We start from the raw sequence: 22,703 nt of genomic DNA on the forward strand, positions 1-22,703 counted from the left end.
CTCTGTCAGCCAGAATACAGCGTATCCCAAGTCAGTTCATCCGTCGTGAGGAACATGGCACTTGTATTCGTCTGCCGAATGGCATCTTCTTTGCTGTTAACCGTCCACACGCCGAAATCCAGTCCGGCACGCAGGCAGTCCGCCCGCTGTGCAGCCGTCAGCTTGTTGTAGCGCACGCTGAGCAGAACACAGTTTTTTCCGTTTTGGAGGCTCTTTGCCGCCTCAATGTTGTCTGTATCCATTGTCGTTGCCAGCAGCATAAGCTCTGCCGCCGGACATACAGCGCACAGCTTCGTCAGGTTGTCCGAATAGAAGCTGATCCATGTGACGTTGTCATACATGTCATATTCTCTGACAATGTCCACCAGCTGCCCGACTTGCTGCTGTGTCATCTTTTGTTTAAGCTCGATGTACGGGTGCAGACCGTTCTGTGCACACAGAGAGATAAACTCCCGAAACGTCGGAATTTTTGTCCCGGCATATTTTTCCGCCTTCCACGAGCCAAAATCATAGGTTTGCAGCTGTGTCAGCGTACAGTGAGACAGATATACCTTCTGATCGCTGCCGGTCACCTCTTCGACATTGCTGGTGCGGTTGATTGTCGCATCGTGCAGCAGCACCGGCTCTCCGTCCTCCGTGAACTGGATATCCGCTTCCACATATGTATACCCCATCTGAGCGGACACCTGATAGGCAGGCAGGGTATTTTCCGGTGCGGTACAGCTGTAGCCGCGATGATTGACCATGCTGATCTTCTCCGTGTCCGTACAGCTGCGGGCACAGATATCTAAATAGCCGCACAAAATTACCGCGCACTGCGCACGGGTCATCCCATTCTTCGGTCCGAAGTTCCCATTCGGCATGCCGTCAACCAGCCCGGCGCGGTACAGCGTATACACAGCGTCCAGCGCATAATCGGCGCACTGTGCGTTGTCGGGAAAGCCCGAGCATGATCGCGTGCGCGGCAGCAGCACACCGGCCGCATTGGAATAGGCAACCAAAATGACGGCCGCCTGCTGGCGGCTGACCGGTGCATTCGGGGAAAAGGTATTGTCCGAGGTTCCGCTGACAACACCGTTCTGCACCGCCCACGCAACTGCCGATGCATACCAGGCATCCGCCGGCACATCCTTAAACTTTTTTGTATGATAGTCAGACGGCGTGTAGCCGCTGTATTTTGCCATCACGGTGACAAACATCGCGCGCGTCATGGTGCCGTCCGGCTGGAATTCTGTCGCGGAAACGCCGGAAAACAGTCCTTTTTCCACGACACGGTTAATGCTCTTCTCTGCCCAGTGTCCCTGGATATCCGTAAACCCCGCAGCAAGCGACTGCGTCGGCAGCCCACAAAGCAGCAGCGACGCAGCGAGCACAAAAGACAGTATTTTTTTCAATATAATCGCCCCCGGATTCCTTGGTTCAAATCATGTCATCAACGGTATATGTCTGCCGGCGTCAGCCTGTCCACCGTAATCCCCTGGATGCTGGTATTGAGCTGCTGCACGGCGGTCCGCCGTTCGTCTATTGTCCACGCCTCAAGGTAAATCCCTGCACGCAGACACTGTGCGCGCACCGAACTGGTCAGTGTGGTGTACTTCGCACAGAGATATACATTGTTTTTTCCTGTTTTGAGCTGTTCGGTCTGTTCCACTGTCCGAACGTCCGCATAAGAACGCACATATCCCACTTCTGCCTGCGGATACCTGCGGCAGATACTCCTGAGATTGGAATAATCAAAGCTGATCCATGTGACATGCTGTGCCATGCCATATTCGGCGACAATATCAGACATCTGTTCGAGCTGCTTGCCGGACACCGTGGATTTGAGTTCGATATATGGGTGCAGATAGCGCTCGGCACACAGCTGGATGAACTGGCGGAAGGTTGGCAGTGCTGTACCTGCATAGCCGTCTTTTCCCGCATCAAAACAGAAGCTCTGTAGCTGCTGATATGTCATCTGCGCTACCTTTCCGGTGCCATTGCTTGTGCGGTCAATGGTCTCGTCGTGCAGCAGCACCGGCACATTGTCCCGGGTGAACCGCACATCGGTTTCCACATAAATATAGTTTCTGCTATCCGACAGCTCATATGCCTCCAGTGTGTTTTCCGGAGCCTCCACCGAATAGCCCATGTGGCTGATGACCATGGCCCGCTGATCGTCCGGGCAGGTTCCCTCACAGACCCCCTGATACCGGCGCAGCAGCACGGCACAATCTGCGCGTGTCATGACGTCTGCCGGGCGAATCTCCCCGTCCACCGCATCAAAAATCCCTGCTCGGTACAGGGTATACAGCGCATCCAGCCCGCTGTCTGAGCAGGCATCCAGATCGGAAAACTGCACGGTTCTGCTCCGCCTGCGCGGCAGGACAACACCGCTGTAATTGGCATGCCGAATGAGCATGACAGCAGCCTGTTCACGCGTCACCGGCTGGTCAGGGGAAAATTTGCCCGATTCCGTACCGGAGGCAATGCCGTTGACCACAGCCCACTGCACAGCGCGCGCGCAGGATCGTCCCGCCGGAACATCGGAAAAGATATGTCCGGCAGGCGGAAGGTCAGCGCCGTCTAATTTTGCAAGTGCCGTGACAAATACCCCGCGCGTCAACGCGGCATCGGGTGAGAACCGGTCGCCTGCCCCGCAGGACAGCCAGCCCTGCCGCACGGCACGGTCAATATCCGCCTCCGCCGGATGTCCCTCTGTATCCGTGAAGGCGAACGCAGGCGCACAGCACAGCAACAATCCTGCCAGCACAAAGCAGATTGCCGCTTTTCGTTTTGACTGCCGCATGGTCTTCACCCCCTGTTTTGTTATCATACCGCATATCCATTTCTTTGTCAAAATACGCATATCATACAGCTGTTCCATATATCCACAGCTTTATGCGGGATTTTGCCCTTCTGCGGTATAAATTTCTGCAATATATAAATACTATCCATATTGGAAGCAACCAGATAGCCGGCTAATTTTTAATAAAAAAATAACATGGAGGCATGTATATGAAAGCAACGGGCATTGTCCGCCGCATCGATGATCTCGGGCGGGTGGTCATTCCAAAGGAAATCCGAAGAACCATGCGCATCCGCGAAGGCGATCCGCTGGAGATTTACACCGACCGCAATGGTGAGGTCATTTTCAAAAAATATTCTCCCATGGGAGACCTGAACACGTTCGTCAGTCAGCTGTGCGATTCCGTGAGCAAGACCATCGGAACAAGCTGTGTCATCTGTGACCGCGATTCCGTCATTGCCGTATCCGGCACTGCAAAAAAAGATGTATATGAACGCAGCATCAGCGCGGAGCTGGAACGTGCCATGGAGCAGCGGCAGATCATCCGCCCCACAGACACACCGATTTGCCTGACCGATGATGACCGCTACCGTGTTTCCATCGCAGCTCCGGTCATTGCAGGCGGTGATGTATCCGGCTGCGTAGCACTGCTGCGCGATGAACAGCATCCCACTGTCGGTGAGGTAGAAAGCAAGCTGCTGCAAACAGCTGCTACCTTTCTCAGCCAGCAAATGACCATGTAATCCTTCCTGCCGCGGGAAATGGCCGGATGTTCCCGCATTTCCGGCATGATTCGTATGATTCCGGCTGCTGCTCCGGGCGATCCGCTCTCCAGTCGCCCTCTACATGAAAAAATTTTTCAAAAAAGTCTTGACATGCCGTATTCTGTGTGGTATTCTAATTAAGCACTCAACGAGAGAGGCAAATAAAACACAATATCGCGGAGTGGAGCAGTTCGGTAGCTCGTCGGGCTCATAACCCGAAGGTCGTAGGTTCAAATCCTGCCTCCGCAACCATTAGAAACCGTCATTTCGTAAGATTTGGCGGTTTTTTCGTACTTTTTCAAGTTCTTTGTTTTTCTATAAATCCGTCATGGGGACACTTTGGGGACAATGCTTATAAAAATCAAACAATAATTAAGCCGTCAGCGTAAAAACTGGCGGCTTTTTCTTATGCCTGCTTCCGGCGGGAGAAAACACTTGCACGTGCTTCCGTTGCCTTGGCTTGCGCTTCTTCAATTTGATGTGCGTATATGGTGGCTGTGGTAGATGCATTGGCATGTCCAAGCTCATGTGCCGTGGTTACAAGGTCAACTCCTTCTGAAATCATCATAGAAGCTGCGGTGTGTCGGAATGCGTGCGGATGAATATGAGGCAGTCCCTTGTCTCTACTGAACTTATTTAACCAGTCAGTTATGCTGTCAGGATTCAGCGGCAGACCGTTGTCCCGTGTGAAAACATATCCAGTATCGTTCCACAAATCCCCGCTTGCAAGCCTGTCACTCATCTGCTTCACACGCAAACGCTTCAACAAAGCTATTGTTTCGGCTGCGATATGAACTGTCCTGTTTTTGCCTGTTTTGGTTGTTCCCTCATATATTCCCCGCTGTGCATCATATAACAGCGCACGTTCTATGGTGACTATACCAGAATCAATGTCTATACTTTCCCATTTCAAGCCAGCAGCTTCTCCCCGTCTGCATCCGGTATCAATCAGGAAATAGGTCAGTGTTTTCCATTTCAACGGTGCAGTTTCCAATGCATCCAGAATAACGTCCATTTCCTCCGGCTGGTAATAGGTCGGATTTTTCTTTTTGGTCTTGGGCGGCATAGCCTTTGCAGCAGCATTATATTGTACCAACATTTCCCTTTCTGCCTGATTGAGAATAGTAGAAATCAGTCTATGGTGCTCCAGAATGGTTTTATCTGATAACGGGCGGGTGTCCTGTCTGAGTTCAAACAGATCAGCCAGCTTCATTTCTAAAGCTGCGGCAATAGCTTCTGCCTTTTCCTGCGTGATCTGGTCGCCCCGTGTCGCATTAGTCATTGTCGCTGCGGAAATACCGGCTTTTCTTGAAACGGCAGCTTTGGACAGTCTGCGCTTTTTCAGCAATGCAGCCATATCAACCTTTGCAACCGCCTTGCTTCCATCTGCCCTTATGCCCTGCTCCCCTAAATTTGCATAGAAGCTGTTGAGGTGTTGTGGGCGGATTTCTGCAAGTTTCAAATGACCGATAGCCTGATTGATGCGCGGCAGCAGTTCACGATATCGGTCAATCGTACGTGGCTTAATGCCGGAACGCTCTTTCAGGGCGATTACATACTCAGCATACTGCGCAAAAGTCTGCCGGTTATCCGTCTGGAAACCTTGCTCAATCTCGCGCTCAAAGTCAGCGACAGCACGTGACAGAGCCTTGTCCAGCTGGCGGGCAGTCATCTTCTTGTCCGGTGTCCACAGCTTTGTGTGTTTGATCCGTTTTCCAGTGTAGTCAAACCCGCCGGATACAACGATACGATATGATGTGATTTCACCGGCTTTGTTCTTGCGTGCTTCAATGCTTGCCATGGCTGCACCTTCCTTTCTGTGGTCCTTCGTTACTATGGAGTTGAGAACTCAGTGCATTGACGTTTTAAAGCCCTGTATATCCATCACCTGTTTGATTTTCTTCATTTTCAAATGTCCAATATATAATATCTTCTAATTCGTCCTCAAAAGTTCTATTGTTCTTTTCTGCTGATTTAGAAACAAGGTTGTGTAACTCCGTATCCATATTGCACACAATCCGCACTGCTTTGTCCGATTGAATCGGAGTTGTTGCACGCCTTACTATCAGTCGTCCTTGGCTACGTTCAAATTTTCTTTGTTCAGGCGGTATAAACTTTTGCATATCTTCCGGCTTGGGAAGAACTTGCAACATTGTTTTTCCTGCAAGAGCCATGTACTCTTCGTACATGTGAGTTAATTGTGTTAGCTGGTATTGCAGAGTGACGACCTCAGCGACATACTCTTCGTATATCATAGGTAAGTCATCCTCATTTTGTGCTTTACTTCGGATTACATCACACACAGACTGCTTTCCGGCTATATCGTTACGAAGTTTTTGAATAATATTTTGCATTGCATTACCGATGTTAAGTAATGTATCAGCACGAAGTTTACTTTTTCTTGTAATCGAGTTTTGGAATGTGCCTGTGTTTATGCCAGCTAATGTAGCAAATCTTCTGTTACTACAGCCGCTTATCGCTAAAAATTTTTTTATTATTTCATGAATTGTTTCGTCCATCACGCTTCACCTCGATATTATTAAACCATATGGTTTTAAGCAAGTCAAGAAAAGTAAAGCCATTGTATTTATTTTATTGACGTTTGAAACCAAAGGGTGTATAATTTATTACAAGAAAAACCATTGGATTTATACGAGGTGTAAATATGAAAGTGAATGCAATCAAAATTGAATCCTTGCTTGCTGTGCAGGGACTTACAAAGACGGAACTAGCAAAAAAGGCGGGAATGTCTCGTCAGAATGTTAGTACTGTTGTTCGTCGTGGTACATGTGAGCCAAGAACTGCCGGGAAACTGGCATTTGCTCTTGGTGTGGATGTATCGGACATTACTGAATAGGAGGCTGGAACGAATGCCTGAAAAACAGATACTTACCATTCAGGAAACAGTATCCCGCGCAAAGCAGGAAGGTATGCCGGTTAGCGAGTACACGCTCCGGCGGGCGTTGAGGTGCGGCGCTATTCCGTGCCGAACGGTTGGAAAGAAATATCTGATTGCATGGAAGAATGTTGTCAAATGGTTGCTGTGCGAGGATGGGCAGGATAACGCACCAACTGCTCCTATACCTGTACCTGCTGGCATCCGCCGTATACCGGAATGATTATAGAGGTGTTACACCATAGATATTTTCGCAGAAATCCGCGAGCGTGTGCCGATTGAACAGGTGCTAAGCAGCTATGGCTTGCAGTTGCATGGAAAACGTTGTAAATGCCCTGTACATCATGGCGAACACCTGAGCGCGAGCGTATATAACAACAAACTGCACTGTTTCAAATGTAATCAATCATGGGATGCTGTGGCGTTGGTTGCTGAGTTGGATAAGTTGTCACCTGTAGATGCGGCAAAGCAGATCAATGACCAGTATTTCCTTGGCCTGACCATCGGGCGTGCGGCAACGCCTGAGGAACGCAGCCGGCAGCAGGAAGCCGCCAAAGCGGCGAGGAAGCGGCGAGAATTGGATCAGGCGTTTCAGGCTTGGGAACAACGTACCTGGGCAACATTGAGCCGCTACTACCGGCTGTTGAAGCAATGGCGCAGAGATTATGCACCCGATGGCCCTGATGATCTTGATCGGCTCGACCCACGTTATGTGGAGGCTGTAAAACGATTGGATTATATCGGATACTGTCTGGACACGCTGGAGAACCAGAACATAGAATGGCGCAAGCTGTTTTGGAGGACACACAGAATCGAGGTGAATCAAATTGAACTACGAATACAGCATGCCGGATGAATTGCCGGAGGATGATCTGATACCGATTGAACCGACATTTTATAGCGATGGTGGCGAATATCTGACATTTTCAGAGCTGCTTCCATCTAACGCGACAACAGCAAACGAGTTATTTACCCCGCATGTCAGGGGAGCACTGGAGCAGATTTACATGCAACAAGGCGAGGCGGAATATACCCGATATGAACAGCAGTTGATAGACCGCGCCAGAGCAACAAAAGGCGTAAGTGTGGGCGATATCCGAACCTTGTTAAAACCTGTGCTGAAAGACCTGCAACTCGCAAAAAAGCAGGTAGATGCAGAAGATCGAGCAGAGCGGGCCAAAAAGCAACGGGAGAAAAAAGCATCATCCTGTCCCTATCCCGATTTTATTATTAACCGCTTTGGTGATATCATCGTGCAACCTACATACGCCAATTTCAAAGCAATGTGCAACACATTGGATATTCATCTGCAAATGGATGTTATCCGACGTGTACAGGCCGTTCCACCGGAAATCCGTGCTGTGCATAGTGTCAATGAGGCTGCAAACGCCTTTGCTCTGGAGGTACAGGATCATTGCACCCGAGAAGGCATCCGTGCGAACACGAAAACCGTTTTATCATGGATAAAGGCCGCTGCGGATGAATCCAGAGTGAATCCGGTACGCGAATACCTGGAACAGCAGTCGCGCAAGTATGCTATACCACCAGCAGAACGCGGACAAACCATTATCAACCTGTTCGGTTGCTTATCTTTCGAAAATGACGTAACAGAACAGGAACTATCTTCATACCTTAATCTTTTTGGTAAATGGCTTGTGCAGTGTGTCGCAATGGCCCACAATGAGCACGGCAATTATGGTGCGGAATTTGTTCTTGTACTGCAAAGCAAAGAGCAGGGCATTGGAAAAACCTCCTTCTTTCGATATTTATGCAGCCCTCCGGAGCTACAAGGTTACTTTTTAGAAGGTCGGCAGCTCAACCCTGCAAACAAAGATGATGTACTGGAAGATACTGCTTGTTGGATATGCGAACTTGGCGAGCTGGAGGGGACAACGAAAAAGAAGGAAGTTGACCGGCTAAAAGCGTTCATTACGAACAAATCAGATCGTGTAAGGGCACCATATGACCCGGCTTCCTGCAATTATCCGCGCTTTACATCCTTTGCAGGAACAGTTAACGAAACAGGATTTTTAACCGAGGCGGGGCGACGCTTTGTTGTCATTCCCATTATTGATATTGATCGTAAACGGATGAATCAAATTGACGTGGGAAAGCTATGGGCGGAGACGTATGACGCATATAAAGAAGCTCCGAATAGTTTCAGGCTGTCAAAAGAAGAACTGCAAGCTACTATTCGAAGCTCGGATAAATTCCGTGCAATTTTCTCGGAAGAGCAAGCCATACTTGATAGTTTCGATTGGGATACAGATAGCGCGGATTGGAACGAATGGACAGCAACAGAGATCGCAAAAGAACTCGGCTTAAAAGAAGTTGCACGCGTAGGCAAAGCTCTGCGCAATATGGGGTATGAACGGACGGCAGATGTAAATATAGACCGGAGATATCGAGTGCTACATGGTTCATCGAGATATATGCTCCCGCCACTTACAGATGAAGCCATTCAGCGCACAAAACATACTGAACAGCCATATGAAACGGGCGGATAAGGCTTTTACCCTACCTTACCCCACCTCCACTCCACCCTCATTCTGAATTTTTCGAGAATTTTAAACACCATATTTGAAACAAAAAGCCATAAATTATAAACTTCTATTTACGGGTGAGGTGGGGTAAGGTAGATTTTATATAATACGTGAGAGATAAGAAATAAAAATATATAGTTATATAAAAATATATGTTTTTTTATTTTATACGTATATATAGTTTGGAAACATACCCCACCCCTTAACCTCACCCATGCGAACGAAAGAAGGTGCGAAAAATGCAAAAAAATAGATTATTTCCAGCATTTAATGCTGTGAGAAGTTCAAAACAAGAGGTGGGGTGCAAGTCAACTGTTGCGCCAGCCTCACCCGCAGTCTCAAAGTCATCCATCCTTGGCGGCCTGACCAACGGGACGCACTTGCTCACGCTACTGGGACAGGCATGCGGCCTGATCGCAGAGTTGACCAATGACCCGGATTTTTACAAAGAAGCCCGCGGGCGGGCGCGATGTCGGGGTATCGCAGAGAACCATACTCCCAGCCTGATTGAACGATGGGAGCAACTTCAGGACGAAATAGAACGCACGACCGGCAATTATCATTTAGAGACTGACACCGCATGCAAACAGCTGTTCCGCACTATGACAGATAGCCTGTGCAGGCACCAGGTAGAAATCTCCCGCCAGTTGGAGGCCCGGGGAATGATATGGGTACCGGAGCACGGATGGACGTACAAGAGTGCAGAAAGGACACAAAAATGATTGTGAGATACTACGAATTGTTCAGCAGGTGTATTACTATTGAAAATTTCAATCGTATTCAATTGGCCAGATCAGATGATGGTGATTGGGAAATTGTAGCCAATAAACCCAAGTTTGCTTATTCTCGTCATTGCGTTGATTATGATAAGGATTATCCTTGTCTTTTGATCTTGAACAAACGAGAAGATGCAGAAAAGGTAATGCAGTACATAGAAGGCAGGCTCAATGCCGGTCAGAACTATATTGATCTGTTGCCTTTTGATACCATCTATTCAGCGATTACAGATTCACTTCAGAAAATTCAAGGTTGCAAACCGACTGTTGAAAAAAGTTGAGATTAAAAGCCTGCAACAACCTGAGAAACCCCAAATTGGCTACTCAATAGTTGAGAAAAGTTTAGATAAAAACATCCATATCACAAAAATACAGGAGGATTTTATTATGAAGTACACACACAATGCAGACGGCAGCACCACTATCCATTACACCAAGGCAGAAGCGCAGAAGCACCAGCACTATCGTGGACGCTGTGAGGAGATGTTGAAACGGTTCAGCCATCCGGATGACATGGAACGCGTTTATAACGTTTTGGTCGCGCTGGCTGAGATCGGCTCGGAGGAGAATACAGATACATTTGAGCAGAGAGGTAAATTAGAATGACACGACGAGAGAAATACTGTATTGAGGCGCGCGGCCTTATGGAAGTCAAGCTTGCACCGTGGTTGATGTGATCGGCGGTGCGAACCTATGACAGTATCATTCACAGTACCCGGCGAGCCGCAGGGCAAAGGCCGGCCGCGTTTCTCCAGCCGGAACGGACGTGCATTCACCCACACGCCAGAGAAAACCGTGCTGTATGAAAATCTGGTTGCCACAGAATATGACATGCAGGCAGACGGCTACCGCTTCCCTGATGGCGCAATGATCGGCATACAGGTATGTGCATATTACAGCATCCCTAAGAGTGCCAGCAAACGCAAGCAGGCTGCAATGCAGGCGGGCGATATCAAGCCGACAAAGAAGCCGGATGCAGATAACATACTCAAATGCATTGCGGACAGTTTGAACGGCATCGCATACCGTGATGACGCGCAGATCGTGACCGCAACCATAGAAAAGCTGTATAGCGATGTACCGCGCGTAGAAGTTACATTATTTGACTGGACATAAAGAAAACCGTCCGACAGGGGCACATGCTCCCGCCGGGCGGCTTCCGTCTTTTTCGGATGATCTTATTATATTCGATTATATCACCGGAAAGGATGGTTTGCAATGGACTATGCAATGGCGAATGAAGAACTTGCGGTACGTGCGCAGGAGGGCGACACGGACGCGGAAAACGTTCTGTATGAAAATGTATACCGCCTGATCTACAAGCTCTCTCGGCGATGCTTGACGCTGTGCAGCCGTGCCGGTATCGACGAAGACGACCTGATGCAAGAGTGTTGGATCGGCTTTCACAACGCCGTAATGGGGTACCAGACCGGCAGAGGCATGTTCAGTACATACCTGGGCTTTCATGTCAAAACAGCCTGTATGCGGGCGCTGAATATTCATGACGGTAAGATGCGCGTTGTGCCCACAGTGTCCATTGACACGCCTGTGAAGGACGGAGAAGATATCACGATTGCTGACATGATTGCAGATGAAAGCATAGATGTAACCGGTGGTGCGGAGATCACAGACCTTCAGCGCGTCGTGCGCGGCGCGGTCGCCCGCCTGACAAAACGAGAGCAAGAGCTGGTCAACATCGTGTATGTGAATAATCAGCCAGTCGCAGAGTTTGCTCGTGCCGAGGGAATCAGCCCTGAACGTGCACGACAGCTTCAGCACAAGATGTTCCGCAAGCTGAAACGGGATCTAGCAATACAAGCCTTTGAGCCGTATTATATGCATGAGGGCAGTGCAAGCGACAGGCGCGGTCAACTATGGGATGCAGAGTTCCAGATACGCTGGCACGATGACCATGAAGCCATTGAGCGTCGTATAGATGATGGCATATCTCTGTATCTGGCATGGTGTTCCGACAACAGCATACAGCCTGATGTAGCTGGCCAGCGGCGGGAGCTGGTCATGTGGGAGGCGGCGCAGCTTAACAAAACTTAACATTCAAAACTTAACAAAACTTATGGTTCAGAAAAGTTCAGTTGAAATTTCCCTGTGTGTAAATCGGCGCTGGACGGCGCAGGGTAGCCTGCCGGATATAGGGGGGCTATCCCCCTCCCGGTTCCCGCTGCTGATCTTCACGCCGTCACTGCTCAAATATCCCGCGCAGAAAGGGACGAACCCCGAGCGAACCCCGAGAAATTGAGCTTTGAACAAAGAGCGAACAAAGAGAAAGCCAAGATTTCCGAGACCCTAAAAAGGAAGTATCCTAACATTTCTAACGCCTTAAAAAAGCAAAGTATGGTGACATTTGTAACACCCTAAAAAAGCCATTCATCTATGGCGCAAAAGTAGCGCAAAACTGGCGCAGATTTCGGCTGTATATTTCTTGCGCTAATGGTCGGGAAACAAGATTTCAGCAAAACTACAGCAGCAGGCAGCGGAAAATGTTCTTGTTTCCGGTATATATCCGCAGATTCCGCAGTCCTTAAAAAGAGGGCATTGCTCAGTTCGACTTTGTCCGCAAACTCTGCCTGTAGCAAGCCAAAAGTGAGCCAAAAGCAAGCCAGCAGGAGAAAGAATCCGGCTGTGGTTCAGTATCTCCAGACGCAACAACACCCGGCGAACATGTGCCCGCGCGGGTGTTTGTGTATATTCAATGTTAGAGCAGTCCAGTTGCACCGTAGGTCGATGCACAAATCAGGCGTAGCCTTGTCCGATCGCTCGTCCAAAATATCAACCCTCCGCGACTTCGGAAGCAGTGTGCGGGTCAGCTTTGAAGAACGGCGAAAGGGCGTTCAGTATGTCCGCAACCGGTTCGCCGCACTGGTATGCAATCGTAATCTTCACGGATTGTCCTCTGTTTCTGCCGAGGAACTTTGCCATCTCATCAATGTGCTGGCAAATGTATAGATAACACGAGCCTGTCGGTAGTTCATTGCTGCAAGCATATCAAGCAGTTCCGAAACATAATCATCTTTAGTCATAATATCACTCCTCCTCGTCTTCGGAATCGGTATGCAGGTCAGTCTTGTATAAACAGTAGATCATGCCAACAAGCGCAAGTGCCTGCCGCGGATGCGGAGTTGAATTTATGGTGGCCAGCAATTTGTCAATATTTCTTTCATGGGACGGGGAATTTGTGTTCGATGTCGGTGTGATGTGGTTCGTCATGATAGATTTCTCCTTGCTTCCGGCGGGAGATCATGCTAAAATATAAGCACAATCTCCCTTTGTGGGTAGGTTACGGGCTCTTTACCAGTGCTTTGGTCGGCGTTTTGGTAAAGGGCTTTTCTTATGTCGGTATTGGCTCAACCTGCGAAGCTCCGAAAAAGCGGGCTTTGTATTCTGCTCCGTCTCCACGGCTTCCCCATATCAGGGATACACCGAACAGAGCCTTGCAGCCATGCTTGACCTTGAAGCCTAGCTCTTTCCATCCGGAGAAAGTGTTGGTTTCTTCAACTACTCCCGCCAGCTCTTTGGCTGCTGCAATGCGCTCTGCATTCACACTCTTGGCCTTTGCAGAAAGCCATGCTCTGTGCAGGCACTCAGCGAACGGCTCATTGACCAGCTTTCGGAATAACTCCCATGCTCTGGTCATGATCTTGGAAAGATTGAATCGTTTCATGTTATCACCTCCTGATTCTTTATTGTGGAACTGATCGGCAGCCCTCCAAGCATCTTCCTGACTGTTGCCCGTAGGCTCACGCGGTATATGGCTTGGAGTATCGGACGCTTTCGGCCTTGACGGCTTGGTTACCGCTTCTTCCGGCTGCCCTCTGTTCCCTTGCTGTGATTATATTATATCATCGTTGCGCAACTATATCAATTGGCAGAATGAACATAATTGCGCAACTATATTCGTGTATTTTTATCGTTGCGCAACGTTGCAATATAGGGTATAATACTGATATGCTGGAGGAGGTGTAGATATATGGGAAAACCCAGCACAGCAGCCCAAAACCGTTACATTGCCAAAGCCTATGACCGGGTGAACCTGACATTGCCGAAGGGACGCAAGGAAGAAGTAAAAGCTCATGCGGAGCAGCGCGGTGAAAGCCTGAACGGATTTATTCAGCGTGCAATAGATGAAACCATGCAGCGGGATGACACGCCCGCCAGCGATACAACAGAAAGAGATGGTGAATATCATGCCTGAAATATCTCTGTTTTACGGTATCCGCGTGACCATGTATTATAGCGACCACAACCCGCCACACTTCCATGTAGAATATGCAGGACGAAAAGCCCTAATCGACATTGAAAATGGCTGTGTACTGAATGGTGCGCTTCCCGGCAGACAGCTAAAGCTGGTTCTTGCGTGGTGTGAAATCCACAAGGATGAACTGATGCAGAACTGGGAGCTGTCCAAGGATGCAAAGCCGCTCAACCGTATCAATCCGCTGATCTGACCGAAAGGAGGATGCACGATGGAACAGATTTTTCCGAAAGTATTGCAGGCCGTCGCAGGCGATAACTATACCGTGTACGCCTATCTGAATGACGGGACAGTGCGCTGCGTTGACATGAAACCGATGATTGCCCAAGGCGGCGTGTTTGAGCAGCTGCGGGATGAAGCCTTCTTTGCGACACGCCTGACCGTATTGAATGACACTGTTGCCTGGGATTTGACAGGTGAGCATGATCCGGCGCAGTGCATTGATATTGACCCATTTACCGTGGCAGATATGCCGGTTACAGCTGATCCGCTGGAGACTGTGGTATAATCAACGACAAAATGCACAGAGCAGACCCACAGCGGCCTGCTCTTTTTCTTCGTACGAAAAACGTACGCACAACCGGTCGGATGAAAATTTATCTGTCACCTTTTTAGGACCTGAAAAATCTGAATATGCGCCCGCCAGTAGGTGAATCCAATTTTGGATTGAGTGAACGTCCCCAATTTTGGGGTGGTGTTGTTCGTGTCACGATCAGACGGCACAATTTCGTGCACTCCTCATTTGTGGGTATCAGAAAATTTGAAACCACAACCATAAGTAAACATAAGTCAACAGCTGACAGTGGCAATGCGTACCCAGCAGGCACACACTCAATCAGAACGCCTGTTCTTTCAAGCGTCAGCGCCCCTTCCTGCGCGTTTCTCCTGTTCATGGTGTAATTTCATGCCCGGCTGGCAAAACGCAATACAGGGCATCTACGAGGCAAAAAACAGAGCAGGGCTTTTCCTTATCTGCTCTGCTTGTGGGGACAGCTTGGGGACACAACGGGGACAATTCAGGCAAAGTTTCAGAATGAATCGCAACAATATTCAACAAATAAACCTCGAATTTCAATGCGTTTCACACATTTTCGAGAACCTACAAAGATACTCAACAAATATCGCGGGCAACTCATAACCCGAAGGTCGTAGGTTCAAATCCTGCCTCCGCAACCATTATGCAAGCCTGAATCATTTTGATTCAGGCTTTTTTCTATACTGTTTTCACTGTTTTCCGGACAGCATGTGCCAGTTCGGCTGTCACAGCTTCAGCGACATGCCACGCAGCCCGCAGGACAGCCGGCATCCAAGGTCATCGACAGTCTCCCTCCGGTTCACAGCTCTTCAACCGAAATCACGCCCCTGACTGCGGCGACACTGTCCACCAGCTGTCCGACTTTGCAGTTTTTATGCAGCCGCAGCGTAAAGATCGCACAGGCATTGTGCTTTTTACTTCCTGTAGCTCTGGTGATTTCCATGTTCAGAATCTTGAGATTGCGGTCGTGATACAGCTTCAAAACCTGTTCCAGACAGCGCTTATCGGTATATTCCATGTACAAATTGATCTCCGGCGCATTGTCCAGTACACGGCGTTCCAGCCTGGAGAACAGCAGTTCCGTGAGCAGGATCATGATCGTTGTAAGAATACCGCCTTCATAGAACCCACCGCCAAGAGCGAGGCCAATGATGGCGGATGCCCACAGACCTGCGGCTGTCGTCAGGCCTTTGACGCGCTGGCGGCGTGTGACGATGATCGTGCCCGCGCCGAGGAAACCGATTCCCGCGACCACCTGTGCGCCCAACCGCGCCATATCAGTATAATAATGCATATTCAGATACAGATACTGGCTGGTCAGTGTTGTCATTGCCGCGCCCAGACAAATCAGAATGTGCGTGCGAAAACCAGCCGGGCGACGCTTGAATGCGCGCTCAATGCCGATTGCACCGCCGCACAGCACGGCAAGCAGCAACCGCAGTGTCACTGACAGCAATGTAACGTCCCGCAGGCCGTCAAATATGGGCAGCATGGCTGCACCTCCCTTCAGATTTCCCGGATGACACGGATGCAGTCCAGATCCGCAATGGAGGACAGCACCTGCTCATGCGCTTTTCGCTGGTTCAGACGGATGGAAAATACAATGCTGGGATACTGCCCGCGCTTTTCCCGGCCCCGTTCAATATCGATATCGAGAACCTGCATATCCTGTGATTTGATGCGGCTGATAATCGCGCCCACATTGTCCAGCGATTCAAATTCAACATAAATATGCATCATTCTGGAATTTTCCTGAATCAGCCCGTCGACAATCGGAAAGACCCGGATGCACAGAAAAATCAGCACAAATGCCGGAAGGATGCATTCGTAAAAGCCTGCACCGATGGCAAGCCCCATACAGGCAGATGCCCACAGTCCGGCTGCGGTTGTCAGGCCTGTGACCTGCTGATGTCCTGTGACAAGGATGGTGCCTGCGCCGAGGAAACCAATGCCGTTGATGACCTGTGCGCCAAAACGCGAGACATCTGTCCGCAAACCGATTTGTTCCGCCAGCGCCGACCAGCGCGTAGAGAGCATGGTCAACTCATACTGACTGAGCAGCATGGTCAGCGCGGCACCAAGGCAGACAAGTATGTAGGTGCGGAAGCCGGCAGCGCGGCGTTTGCGCCCGCGTTCCATGCCGATCATGCCGCCGCTGACCATCGCCAGCACAAGGCGCAGTGTGACGGAGACAATGTTGAATTCGTGCAGATAAGCCAATGCTTCGCCCATGCTACATCCTCCTTTCCCCTGGAATTTTTACAAAAATGCCCTCATTTTATTGGTTTCACTATAGCACACAACCGCACGGATGACAAGCCGGAACCAGGAGCACCTGCGCCGTCCTGTCCCACCGGTTCAGGCAGGGAAAAATGCCCCGGTTCCGCGTGGAATCAGGGCATTTTGCGTCTCACAGGAAAATCGGCTGGAGCTGCTTCCCCTCTGCCGCAGCCTGTGCGGTTTCCGGGATGCTCTCCATCACGGCGACAAGCGAACGCGGCTTGGCATGTGGGGCATCCTGCCGCATCGGAACGAAATAATAATGCTTGCGGTTGAGCAGCGCTGCGATATTGGGTGCGGACGCGGCGAGTGCATCGTTGCTGGACACGGCGAGCACTACCGGGCGTTCCACGCGCAGCTGGGATTTCGCCGCCAGTGATACCGGCGTATCACTCAGCCCATGCGCCAACCGCGCGAGCGTGCTGCCCGTGCACGGCGCGATAATCAACACATCCATCATGGCCTTCGGCCCGATGGGTTCGACATCCTGTAACGTGCGCATCGGCTCCCTGCCGCAGATATGTGTGATTTCATCCAGCGTATCGTGTGCCGAACCAAAGCGTGTATCCAGCGTCCCGACTGTCTCGGAGACAATGGGGATCATATTCCAGCCATCCTTCGCCATGCGTTCCATCACGCCCAGCACACGATCTATCGTGCAGAAGGAGCCGCACAACGCAAAGCCTGCCGTCAGACTCACAGCAATCCCTCCTCTTCCAGCATATGGCATACCGTATCATAAATCGCAGCAGCTGCACTGCGCGGCGCAACGCGCCCCGGCAATGACAGCGCATGAATGACACGGCACAGATCACCTGCATCGTCAGCGACGCCGCCCTTTCCCGATGCGAGATCAATCACAAGTGTATCCGGCGCACAATCCGCCAGCACGCGCCGCGTCAGCACAGGCGATGGCACGGTGTTGATGACCAATGGGAACGCATGCAGCTGTCCGGCAAGTCTGCGTGTATCCAGATAATGGTATCCCCCACTGCGAATACGTGCAAAGTCATCATATCGGCGTGCGGAAACTGTGACATGTGCCCCTAGTCCACGCAGACGCGGTGCCAGTGCCGTGCCGATACGCCCGGCGCCGATCACCAGAACCGGAAGACCGTGCAGCGTAACCGGAAGCTCTTCCATGGCGATCTGAATGGCACCCTCTGCCGTCGGAATCGCGTTGAGCAGCGCCAGTTCCTCCCGTTCCAGATAATCCTGTACCTCAATGCCGCGGCGCGCCGCCATATCGCGTACCATGCGCGGCACAGAGCCGCCATATACCGGCTTGCCTGCCGGAATGGCATCGAGCACATCGGTCAGCTTATACGGCGCATTGGCGAGCGGTGCATTCAGCCTCCCGCGCGTGCCCATCACCGGTATGGGCAGCAAAATGACATCCGCCTCAGCAAACAGCGTGCGGGGAGCGCCGCCGGCTTCCAGCTCCGTGCCGCTGCGCTCCAGTCCAATGGTGCGCACCTGTGCGCCGTCTGCCGCCAGCAGCCCGCCCAGATAGGCCTGCCGCACGTCGCCGCCTGCCAGCGCAAAGGTCAGCGTGTGTTTCATGAACCCCTCCCCCTTCCATGCCTCCATCCTATGCGTCCGGCGCGCCGCTGACACAGCTTTTCTCGTGCCGTGCAATCCACTCTTGCCAACACCGCCGCCGTTCCGTATAATCAAAGACAGAACCGAAGGAGGCTCCGCCATGAACCAGCACAATCGTATTCTCACCGCCATGTCCGGTGGTGTTGACAGTTCCGTGACCGCCGTCCTGCTGCTCGAGCAGGGCTATTCCATCGCGGGCGCAACCATGAAGCTATATGCGCCGGAATCCGGCACAAGCGACCGCCCGTGCGGCACAGAGGACAATATCGCAGACGCGCGCCGTGTGTGCGACGCGCTCGGCATCAAATTTTATCAGTTCGATTTCACAGATCTTTTTCACACCGAGGTCATCCAGCGCTTTGCGGACGGATATGCCTGCGGGCTGACACCCAATCCGTGTGTGGACTGCAACCGCCATCTGAAATTCGGCCGACTGCTTGAGCAGGCGCGTGCCGAGGGCTTTGACGCGATTGCAACCGGACATTATGCCCGCATTGAATACAGCGATACCTTCGGCCGCTGGGTGCTCAAAAAAGGCGCCGCACCGTCCAAAGACCAGTCCTATGTGCTGTATTCCATGACACAGGACGAACTGGCACACACGCTGCTGCCGCTCGGCGGCTATGAAAAGGACGACATCCGTGCAATCGCCGAGGCGCGCGGTCTGGTCAATGCCCGCAAAAAGGACAGCCAGGATATCTGCTTTATCCCGGACGGTGACCACGGCAAATTCCTGTGCGAGCACTGCGGACAGTCCGCCGTGCCGGGTGATTTTATCGATCAGACCGGAAAGGTCATCGGACAGCACCGCGGCGTGATTTACTACACCGTCGGACAGCGCCGCGGGCTGGGCATCAGCGCCGACCGCAGGCTGTATGTCATCGACAAAAACGCGGCACGCAACACCGTCACGGTCGGCTATGAAGAAGACCTGCTGTGCACGGAATTCTGTGTGCGCGACGTCAACTGGATCGCCTGGGAACACGTGACTGAACCGGTGCGCTGCTGTGTGCGCACACGCTATCACGGCGCGGAAACGCCCGCGACGCTCACACCGGACAACGACATCGTCCGCGTTCGGCTGGACGCACCACAGCGCGCAGTATCCCCCGGACAGGCGGCAGTGTTCTATGACGGCGATATCGTTCTCGGCGGCGGCACCATCTGTGAATAAAAACCAGACATTTGTCAAAAATCCCCCGGACGCAATAAAATGCGTCCGGGGGATTTCTCACTCTATCAACCTGTATTCAATCTAGACAGTCGTTTCCCTTCTGCCTGCGACGGGCAACGATAAGCGCCTGCTCCAAATCGTACTGAAAGGCATCCAGTACGTCGGGATGAATGCGGCTGCCGCCCAGCGTAACCGGGTGGTCATGCAGACGAAAAATCAACTCACCGATGACATCCTCCAGCACAACTGTTTCGATGTTCTTGGTCATTTCCTCCGGTTCAATGATGCCGATCGAAAATTTATCCATACTGATATGCAGCGTATGACACAGCTGAAAGCAGCCGATCTCATCCAAACCGTCAGCTCCCAGCTGTAAAATATCCAAAAGCTCCGCCGATGTCAAACCGCTTTCATCATAGAAATCCTGCATATTATCGTATTTCTGATGAATCAGCGTTAATAATTCGTCCATATCCAACCCTCTTCCCTCTGATTCTTATTATAATACCAAAGGGATACGCCGCACAACCGCTTTTTACAGCAGACTCAGCTGGCCCTTGTCCTCATCTTTGAGCAGTGCACCGATGGATGGAATGGAATGCGAGACATAGCGGCGCGGCTGGACAAACGATACCTCTGCCGCATCGCTGGCGCGCGTGACGGTATGGCTGCCGCGCAGCACCATCACCTGTACGCCGACCGTGGTGCGCGTCGTCTTTTCCGGGATAATCGAGGTATTGACCGTCAGAGCGCGCCCATTGCTTGCAAAAATTGTGATGTCGCGTTCTTCGGTGATGTGGAAGAATGCCTTTGCGGGTGAACGGTCAGAATATGCACCCGTCAGACGGCGACGATTGGTCTTTGTCGCAAAGCCGGACAGCTCAAAGCGCGCCGCCTTACCGTTTTCAAAGACCACAACCAGGCTGCCGGTATATTCACCCGGCAGCAGCATGAACACAACCTTTTCATCCTCATCCATCGACAGCTTAGACGGCAGGTATTCGCCCAGGACACTTGCCTTGGTGTCGTCAAAATCGTACAGATGTGCCTTGTAAACCTGCTGTTTGTCGGTGAAGAACATAATTTCCTGCTTGTTGGTCGCATCGAGTGTCTGATGCAGGTCATCGCCGTCCTTAAATTTCTGATCGGACGCACCGCGCAGCGACTGCGCCGTAATTTTCTTAAAATAGCCCTCGTTTGACAGGAACAGATGCACCGGATAATCCTCAATATGATCCTCCGCGTCGAACTGCCCGACGGCATCGGCGTCGAGAATGACCGAGCGGCGCGGCGACGGATACTTTTTGATGATATTCTCCAGCTCTTTGACAATCAGACGGCGTACCTTTGTGTCACTGCCCAGAATGCCCTCGAGCCGGGCAATTTCCTTTTCCAGTCCGTCGGTCTCCTCAATGCGCTTGAGGATATATTCCTGATTGATATGGCGCAGACGGATCTCTGCAATATATTCCGCCTGCACCTGATCGATGCCGAAGCCTTCCATCAGGTTCGGGACAACCATCGCATCGGTTTCGGTCTCGCGGATGATGTGGATTGCCTTGTCGATGTCCAGCAGGATGACCTTCAGTCCGTGCAGCAGGTGCAGCTTTTCCTTCTTTTTATTCAGGTCAAAGCGGATCGTGCGGCGCTTGCATTCGGTGCGCCACTTGACCCACTCTTCGAGAATGCCGCGCACGCCGAGCACCTTCGGCATGCCGCCGATGAGCACATTGAAGTTGCACGAACAACTGTCCATCAACGGCGTCAGCTGCATCAAACGATCCATGAGCTTATCCGGATCGACGCCGCGCTTGAGATCAATTGCAATTTTCAAACCGGACAGATCGCTCTCATCTCGAATATCAGAGATTTCACGCAGCTTGCCGCTCTTGACCAGATCGGCAATCTTGTCAATAATCGCCTCAATGGTGGTGGTATACGGAATTTCCTTGATCTCAATCAGATTTTCCTTTTTGACATACTCCCACTTTGCGCGGACTTTAAAGGAACCGCGGCCGGTGTCATAAATTTTGCGCATCGCCGCACGGTCGAGAATGATCTCGCCGCCGGTCGGGAAATCCGGTGCCGGGAGTGTCTCCATCAGGTCACAGCCGCTGTCCTGAATGTACGCGATGGTGGTGCGGCAGACCTCCTCCAAATTGAATCCACAGAAAGCGCTTGCCATGCCGACAGCAATGCCGGTATTGGCAGAAACCAGAATATTGGGGAACGTCGTCGGCAGCAGGGTCGGCTCCTTGAGCTCGCCGTCATAGTTGTCGACAAAATCCACTGCATCCGCGTCAATGTCGCGGAACAGCTCCGCACAGATCTTATCCAGCTTGGCCTCGGTATAACGCGAAGCAGCATATGCCATGTCGCGCGAATAAACCTTGCCAAAGTTGCCCTTGGAATCGACAAACGGAGTCAAAAGGGCTTCATTGCCGCGCGTCAGGCGCACCATAGTCTCATAAATGGCGGCGTCGCCGTGCGGGTTGAGCTTCATAGTCTGACCGACAATATTTGCCGATTTGGTGCGTGTCGCACCCATCAGACCCATTTTATACATTGTATACAGCAGCTTGCGGTGTGACGGCTTAAAGCCATCCAATTCGGGGATCGCACGCGAGACAATGACGCTCATTGCGTACGGCATATAATTTTCCCGCAGCGTTTCTGTAATGCGCTGCGTGGCCGGCTCGAGCGGATGATATTCGCGCACGGGCTGCTGTTTGCTTTTTTTCTTTGCCATTTAGGAAAAAACTACCTTTCCTTCTCTATTTGATAAACCAGTTTGTTATATACGCGCTTTTCAGCTAACATCTCGCTCCGTCTTCGATACCTCTCTCAAAAAGAAGGCTTTTGGAACTGTTCTGCCCCCTCAACTTCAGCCAACCGCCAGTCGTTGTTTGACCGGCGGGACGGGGCCACGCGCGGGAGCGCAAAGCACGTTCCCCTCAACTTCTGCCAACCGCCGGTCGTCGTTTGACCGGCGGGACGGGGTCGCGCGCGGGAGCGCGGAGAGAGGTTTTCTCTTGCTTACTTCTCTTTTCCTCAAAAAGAGAAGTAAGAGAGGGG

The 22,703-nt window shown here is 51.3% G+C and carries 26 protein-coding genes and 1 tRNA gene; 14 read left to right on the forward strand and 13 right to left on the reverse strand.

Going from position 1 to position 22,703, the window contains the following annotated elements; all coding sequences use genetic code 11:
• Window positions 1-5 precede the first annotated feature (5 nt).
• Window positions 6-1,394 (reverse strand): S-layer homology domain-containing protein, encoded by a 1,389-nt coding sequence (locus tag CBW42_RS00075; protein ID WP_087016549.1) that lies wholly within the window; start codon window positions 1,392-1,394, stop codon window positions 6-8.
• A 38-nt stretch (window positions 1,395-1,432) separates the two neighbouring features.
• Complete coding sequence (locus CBW42_RS00080) at window positions 1,433-2,815, reverse strand: glycerophosphodiester phosphodiesterase family protein (RefSeq protein ID WP_165760981.1); 1,383 nt, start codon at window positions 2,813-2,815, stop codon at window positions 1,433-1,435.
• Between the two features lie 182 nt (window positions 2,816-2,997).
• Between CBW42_RS00080 and CBW42_RS00085 the strand changes: the two genes are divergently transcribed.
• Together CBW42_RS00085 and CBW42_RS00090 are read left to right on the forward strand one after the other, a co-directional pair.
• Window positions 2,998-3,531, forward strand: coding sequence for a stage V sporulation T C-terminal domain-containing protein (locus CBW42_RS00085; protein WP_087016553.1), 534 nt, complete (start codon window positions 2,998-3,000; stop codon window positions 3,529-3,531).
• Between the two features lie 196 nt (window positions 3,532-3,727).
• Window positions 3,728-3,804, forward strand: a tRNA-Met gene (locus CBW42_RS00090).
• 154 nt (window positions 3,805-3,958) lie between these two features.
• Here CBW42_RS00090 and CBW42_RS00095 read toward each other — a convergent pair.
• On the reverse strand, window positions 3,959-5,353 hold the full coding sequence (locus CBW42_RS00095) for a tyrosine-type recombinase/integrase (RefSeq protein ID WP_087016555.1): 1,395 nt from the start codon (window positions 5,351-5,353) through the stop codon (window positions 3,959-3,961).
• Between the two features lie 64 nt (window positions 5,354-5,417).
• On the reverse strand, window positions 5,418-6,071 hold the full coding sequence (locus CBW42_RS00100; protein ID WP_087016557.1) for a hypothetical protein: 654 nt from the start codon (window positions 6,069-6,071) through the stop codon (window positions 5,418-5,420).
• Between the two features lie 146 nt (window positions 6,072-6,217).
• On the opposite strand from CBW42_RS00100, the gene CBW42_RS00105 reads away from it, so the two are divergent.
• The 8 genes from CBW42_RS00105 to CBW42_RS00145 all read left to right on the forward strand — a co-directional run bounded on the left by CBW42_RS00105 (window position 6,218) and on the right by CBW42_RS00145 (window position 11,819).
• Window positions 6,218-6,409: a helix-turn-helix domain-containing protein gene (locus CBW42_RS00105; RefSeq protein ID WP_087016559.1), complete on the forward strand. Its 192-nt coding sequence runs from the start codon at window positions 6,218-6,220 to the stop codon at window positions 6,407-6,409.
• 13 nt (window positions 6,410-6,422) lie between these two features.
• The gene (locus CBW42_RS00110; protein WP_087016561.1) at window positions 6,423-6,671 is read left to right on the forward strand and encodes a hypothetical protein; all 249 of its coding nucleotides are present in this window, start codon (window positions 6,423-6,425) and stop codon (window positions 6,669-6,671) included.
• A 36-nt stretch (window positions 6,672-6,707) separates the two neighbouring features.
• Window positions 6,708-7,304, forward strand: coding sequence for a CHC2 zinc finger domain-containing protein (locus CBW42_RS00115; RefSeq protein WP_278308572.1), 597 nt, complete (start codon window positions 6,708-6,710; stop codon window positions 7,302-7,304).
• A complete protein-coding gene (locus tag CBW42_RS00120; RefSeq protein ID WP_133058234.1) occupies window positions 7,276-8,955 on the forward strand; it encodes a VapE domain-containing protein in 1,680 nt (559 codons plus the stop codon). Before CBW42_RS00115 ends, CBW42_RS00120 begins: the two co-directional genes overlap by 29 nt.
• Window positions 8,956-9,658: 703 nt before the next feature.
• Window positions 9,659-10,048, forward strand: a complete 390-nt coding sequence (locus CBW42_RS00130) for a hypothetical protein (RefSeq protein WP_133058235.1) — start codon at window positions 9,659-9,661, stop codon at window positions 10,046-10,048.
• 106 nt (window positions 10,049-10,154) lie between these two features.
• On the forward strand, window positions 10,155-10,373 hold the full coding sequence (locus tag CBW42_RS00135) for a hypothetical protein (RefSeq protein ID WP_087016570.1): 219 nt from the start codon (window positions 10,155-10,157) through the stop codon (window positions 10,371-10,373).
• Between the two features lie 87 nt (window positions 10,374-10,460).
• Window positions 10,461-10,883, forward strand: a complete 423-nt coding sequence (locus CBW42_RS00140) for a RusA family crossover junction endodeoxyribonuclease (protein WP_087016572.1) — start codon at window positions 10,461-10,463, stop codon at window positions 10,881-10,883.
• A gap of 102 nt (window positions 10,884-10,985) precedes the next feature.
• On the forward strand, window positions 10,986-11,819 hold the full coding sequence (locus tag CBW42_RS00145) for a sigma-70 family RNA polymerase sigma factor (RefSeq protein ID WP_087016574.1): 834 nt from the start codon (window positions 10,986-10,988) through the stop codon (window positions 11,817-11,819).
• A gap of 845 nt (window positions 11,820-12,664) precedes the next feature.
• On the opposite strand, the gene CBW42_RS14555 is transcribed toward CBW42_RS00145, so the two are convergent.
• The 3 genes from CBW42_RS14555 to CBW42_RS00155 form a co-directional block, all read right to left on the reverse strand.
• Window positions 12,665-12,805 (reverse strand): hypothetical protein, encoded by a 141-nt coding sequence (locus CBW42_RS14555; RefSeq protein ID WP_165760983.1) that lies wholly within the window; start codon window positions 12,803-12,805, stop codon window positions 12,665-12,667.
• A gap of 4 nt (window positions 12,806-12,809) precedes the next feature.
• A complete protein-coding gene (locus CBW42_RS00150; RefSeq protein ID WP_087016576.1) occupies window positions 12,810-12,992 on the reverse strand; it encodes a hypothetical protein in 183 nt (60 codons plus the stop codon).
• 121 nt (window positions 12,993-13,113) lie between these two features.
• Window positions 13,114-13,446 carry a hypothetical protein gene (locus CBW42_RS00155; protein WP_087016578.1) on the reverse strand — a complete coding sequence of 111 codons (333 nt, stop codon included), beginning with the start codon at window positions 13,444-13,446 and terminating at the stop codon, window positions 13,114-13,116.
• Window positions 13,447-13,752: 306 nt separating this feature from the next.
• On the opposite strand from CBW42_RS00155, the gene CBW42_RS00160 reads away from it, so the two are divergent.
• Genes CBW42_RS00160 through CBW42_RS00170 form a run of 3 tightly spaced genes read left to right on the forward strand, consistent with a single transcriptional unit; the run spans window position 13,753 to window position 14,545 of the window.
• Window positions 13,753-13,977, forward strand: coding sequence for a hypothetical protein (locus tag CBW42_RS00160; RefSeq protein ID WP_087016580.1), 225 nt, complete (start codon window positions 13,753-13,755; stop codon window positions 13,975-13,977).
• Window positions 13,970-14,230 (forward strand): DUF4160 domain-containing protein, encoded by a 261-nt coding sequence (locus CBW42_RS00165; protein ID WP_087016582.1) that lies wholly within the window; start codon window positions 13,970-13,972, stop codon window positions 14,228-14,230. The genes CBW42_RS00160 and CBW42_RS00165 overlap by 8 nt, the downstream gene beginning before the upstream one ends.
• An 18-nt stretch (window positions 14,231-14,248) precedes the next feature.
• Window positions 14,249-14,545 carry a DUF2442 domain-containing protein gene (locus CBW42_RS00170; RefSeq protein ID WP_087016584.1) on the forward strand — a complete coding sequence of 99 codons (297 nt, stop codon included), beginning with the start codon at window positions 14,249-14,251 and terminating at the stop codon, window positions 14,543-14,545.
• Between the two features lie 826 nt (window positions 14,546-15,371).
• Here the strand turns inward: CBW42_RS00170 and CBW42_RS00175 are convergent.
• The 4 genes from CBW42_RS00175 to CBW42_RS00190 all read right to left on the reverse strand — a co-directional run bounded on the left by CBW42_RS00175 (window position 15,372) and on the right by CBW42_RS00190 (window position 18,415).
• Window positions 15,372-16,064 (reverse strand): MgtC/SapB family protein, encoded by a 693-nt coding sequence (locus tag CBW42_RS00175; protein ID WP_087016586.1) that lies wholly within the window; start codon window positions 16,062-16,064, stop codon window positions 15,372-15,374.
• Between the two features lie 14 nt (window positions 16,065-16,078).
• Window positions 16,079-16,804: an MgtC/SapB family protein gene (locus CBW42_RS00180; protein WP_087016588.1), complete on the reverse strand. Its 726-nt coding sequence runs from the start codon at window positions 16,802-16,804 to the stop codon at window positions 16,079-16,081.
• A gap of 178 nt (window positions 16,805-16,982) precedes the next feature.
• The gene (locus tag CBW42_RS00185) at window positions 16,983-17,552 is read right to left on the reverse strand and encodes a dipicolinate synthase subunit B (protein WP_242969745.1); all 570 of its coding nucleotides are present in this window, start codon (window positions 17,550-17,552) and stop codon (window positions 16,983-16,985) included.
• Window positions 17,549-18,415 (reverse strand): dipicolinate synthase subunit DpsA, encoded by an 867-nt coding sequence (locus CBW42_RS00190; RefSeq protein WP_087016592.1) that lies wholly within the window; start codon window positions 18,413-18,415, stop codon window positions 17,549-17,551. The genes CBW42_RS00185 and CBW42_RS00190 overlap by 4 nt, the downstream gene beginning before the upstream one ends.
• A 139-nt stretch (window positions 18,416-18,554) precedes the next feature.
• Here CBW42_RS00190 and mnmA point away from each other — a divergent pair, with 139 nt between their 5' ends.
• Window positions 18,555-19,628, forward strand: coding sequence for a tRNA 2-thiouridine(34) synthase MnmA (gene mnmA, locus CBW42_RS00195; RefSeq protein ID WP_087016594.1), 1,074 nt, complete (start codon window positions 18,555-18,557; stop codon window positions 19,626-19,628).
• A 76-nt stretch (window positions 19,629-19,704) separates the two neighbouring features.
• On the opposite strand, the gene CBW42_RS00200 is transcribed toward mnmA, so the two are convergent.
• Window positions 19,705-20,100, reverse strand: a complete 396-nt coding sequence (locus tag CBW42_RS00200; protein ID WP_087016596.1) for a hypothetical protein — start codon at window positions 20,098-20,100, stop codon at window positions 19,705-19,707.
• A 63-nt stretch (window positions 20,101-20,163) separates the two neighbouring features.
• A complete protein-coding gene (locus tag CBW42_RS00205; protein WP_087016598.1) occupies window positions 20,164-22,377 on the reverse strand; it encodes a DNA gyrase/topoisomerase IV subunit A in 2,214 nt (737 codons plus the stop codon).
• Window positions 22,378-22,703: the final 326 nt, after the last annotated feature.

The organism is Butyricicoccus porcorum (assembly GCF_002157465.1).
Lineage (GTDB): Bacteria > Bacillota > Clostridia > Oscillospirales > Butyricicoccaceae > Butyricicoccus_A > Butyricicoccus_A porcorum.

Coding starts and splice junctions, on each gene's coding strand:
- CBW42_RS00165 (WP_087016582.1), top strand. CDS start 13,970: ATGCCTGAAATATCTCTGTTTTACGGTATCCGCGTGACCATGTATTAT.
- CBW42_RS00095 (WP_087016555.1), bottom strand. CDS start 5,353: ATGGCAAGCATTGAAGCACGCAAGAACAAAGCCGGTGAAATCACATCA.
- CBW42_RS00150 (WP_087016576.1), bottom strand. CDS start 12,992: ATGACGAACCACATCACACCGACATCGAACACAAATTCCCCGTCCCAT.
- CBW42_RS00205 (WP_087016598.1), bottom strand. CDS start 22,377: ATGGCAAAGAAAAAAAGCAAACAGCAGCCCGTGCGCGAATATCATCCG.
- CBW42_RS00170 (WP_087016584.1), top strand. CDS start 14,249: ATGGAACAGATTTTTCCGAAAGTATTGCAGGCCGTCGCAGGCGATAAC.
- CBW42_RS00110 (WP_087016561.1), top strand. CDS start 6,423: ATGCCTGAAAAACAGATACTTACCATTCAGGAAACAGTATCCCGCGCA.
- CBW42_RS00145 (WP_087016574.1), top strand. CDS start 10,986: ATGGACTATGCAATGGCGAATGAAGAACTTGCGGTACGTGCGCAGGAG.
- CBW42_RS00080 (WP_165760981.1), bottom strand. CDS start 2,815: ATGATAACAAAACAGGGGGTGAAGACCATGCGGCAGTCAAAACGAAAA.
- CBW42_RS00130 (WP_133058235.1), top strand. CDS start 9,659: ATGGGTACCGGAGCACGGATGGACGTACAAGAGTGCAGAAAGGACACA.
- CBW42_RS00135 (WP_087016570.1), top strand. CDS start 10,155: ATGAAGTACACACACAATGCAGACGGCAGCACCACTATCCATTACACC.
- CBW42_RS00140 (WP_087016572.1), top strand. CDS start 10,461: ATGACAGTATCATTCACAGTACCCGGCGAGCCGCAGGGCAAAGGCCGG.
- CBW42_RS00085 (WP_087016553.1), top strand. CDS start 2,998: ATGAAAGCAACGGGCATTGTCCGCCGCATCGATGATCTCGGGCGGGTG.
- CBW42_RS00160 (WP_087016580.1), top strand. CDS start 13,753: ATGGGAAAACCCAGCACAGCAGCCCAAAACCGTTACATTGCCAAAGCC.
- CBW42_RS14555 (WP_165760983.1), bottom strand. CDS start 12,805: ATGACTAAAGATGATTATGTTTCGGAACTGCTTGATATGCTTGCAGCA.
- CBW42_RS00175 (WP_087016586.1), bottom strand. CDS start 16,064: ATGCTGCCCATATTTGACGGCCTGCGGGACGTTACATTGCTGTCAGTG.
- CBW42_RS00105 (WP_087016559.1), top strand. CDS start 6,218: ATGAAAGTGAATGCAATCAAAATTGAATCCTTGCTTGCTGTGCAGGGA.
- CBW42_RS00155 (WP_087016578.1), bottom strand. CDS start 13,446: ATGAAACGATTCAATCTTTCCAAGATCATGACCAGAGCATGGGAGTTA.
- mnmA (WP_087016594.1), top strand. CDS start 18,555: ATGAACCAGCACAATCGTATTCTCACCGCCATGTCCGGTGGTGTTGAC.
- CBW42_RS00200 (WP_087016596.1), bottom strand. CDS start 20,100: ATGGACGAATTATTAACGCTGATTCATCAGAAATACGATAATATGCAG.
- CBW42_RS00190 (WP_087016592.1), bottom strand. CDS start 18,415: ATGAAACACACGCTGACCTTTGCGCTGGCAGGCGGCGACGTGCGGCAG.
- CBW42_RS00180 (WP_087016588.1), bottom strand. CDS start 16,804: ATGGGCGAAGCATTGGCTTATCTGCACGAATTCAACATTGTCTCCGTC.
- CBW42_RS00100 (WP_087016557.1), bottom strand. CDS start 6,071: ATGGACGAAACAATTCATGAAATAATAAAAAAATTTTTAGCGATAAGC.